2 protein-coding genes are annotated in these 1379 nt (G+C 30.5%); both read left to right on the top strand.

Features of this window, described 5'->3' with window-relative positions:
* The first annotated feature begins 246 nt into the window (after positions 1-246).
* Positions 247-630 (top strand): hypothetical protein, encoded by a 384-nt coding sequence (locus F0000_RS27330; protein ID WP_149627854.1) that lies wholly within the window; start codon positions 247-249, stop codon positions 628-630.
* A 5-nt stretch (positions 631-635) separates the two neighbouring features.
* The gene (locus F0000_RS27325) at positions 636-1088 is read left to right on the top strand and encodes a UPF0158 family protein (RefSeq protein WP_149627853.1); all 453 of its coding nucleotides are present in this window, start codon (positions 636-638) and stop codon (positions 1086-1088) included.
* Positions 1089-1379 lie beyond the last annotated feature (291 nt).

The following is a 1379-nucleotide window of genomic DNA, read 5'->3' as shown; positions in this document are numbered from 1 at the left end:
AAAAACGCAAGAAAACTACGAAAACTAAAGCCATTTTATTCAAAAAAACTAACTTTGAGTAAACAACAAGTGGATTCAATCCCCATAGAAGGTTAAAAAAAGAAAAAAAAACGCATAGTACAACAGCAGATTAAATCAAATTGCGCCTTTGGCTTAAATGATTTAATCCTATAATGTTGTGCGCAAGCTGACCAAATTAAGAAAAATAGTTATTCAATTCAAAATTTTGGAATTTTTAAAAGTATTATGACGGACGAATTTACACCGCCAATAAAAGAAAGAACAACAGAGGAATTGCTCAAAATTGCAGGAGCACCTGAAAAGTGGAATCCGAAAGCTGTTCGACTTGCGACAAACGAATTAGCAAATCGAAAAGTCGAACCAAAGAAAATAGAAACGGCAAAATATCTGTCAAAAAAGCGTGGCAAAGTTGAGAAAAACATTAAGGCAAAAGAAAGTTATCACGTATGTGATTTCATTTTAAATCCATTTCCGACTTTATTTGAAATTATATTTTCTTGGGAACTTAAAAAAGATGGATTTCCTCGAAAGGCTAAACAACAAAAATACTTCCGAATAACAATTGGAATAATTATATTAATTTGTGTCGTCTACTCTTATTTAGTTTAAAACAAATGAAGAACGTTAAGTCAAATATCGTTAAAGAAATTGCTCAAGAATTGGATTGCGGATTTGACTGCTATTATAATTTAAAGACTGACGAAATTATAGCAATACCAAGCTTCTCGCAATTTTCAGACGAAGAAGATTTTAAAGAGGCTTTTAGGGACAGTTTAGAGGAAGTCGAAAAACATAAAAAGGATTTTATAAAACTTGAGGTTTTAGAAAGTTTTGAGTCATTTAAAATTATGGAACTTTTTGTTCAGCAATTAACCGATCAAAATTTGAAGTTAGAATTACAAAGTATTTTAACGAACAAAAAGCCATTTCAAAAATTTAAGTATAAAATTGACCATTCTGATTTTAGACAAAATTGGTTTGATTTTAAACATAGAGAGCTTGAAAAAAGAGTAGAAAATGAATTAGAACGCAGAAAGCCAGCGCACAACAAAGTATATAAAAAATAGCGCGAGTTTTTGCTAACACAAAGGCTCGGGCATTTTTTCGAAGTCGCCAAATTTTTAAATTTGACGATTTCCAAGTAAAAAGATAAATAGTAAAATTTAAAAATTCGGCTTGTGTTAATCCGAAAATCTATCGCTTGTTTTCAGCGCTACTTTTCATATACGAGCCGTTGAACTAAACCTTCGGTAACTTTTTTCTGCTGGATTTCGTAATTTAATAGAAATAATTAAAATCTATAACTTATGTATCAAAAAAAAGAGTTGAGTCTTGCTGTGAAAAAGCAAAAAGAACTG

Origin of the sequence: Aquimarina sp. RZ0, assembly GCF_008370685.1 — a bacterium.
Lineage (GTDB): Bacteria > Bacteroidota > Bacteroidia > Flavobacteriales > Flavobacteriaceae > Aquimarina.
This window is presented reverse-complemented; position numbering and strand designations above follow the sequence as displayed.

Bases quoted from the DNA above. Each gene is read 5' to 3' on its own strand.
- F0000_RS27330 (WP_149627854.1), top strand. From the start codon at position 247: ATGACGGACGAATTTACACCGCCAATAAAAGAAAGAACAACAGAGGAA.
- F0000_RS27325 (WP_149627853.1), top strand. From the start codon at position 636: ATGAAGAACGTTAAGTCAAATATCGTTAAAGAAATTGCTCAAGAATTG.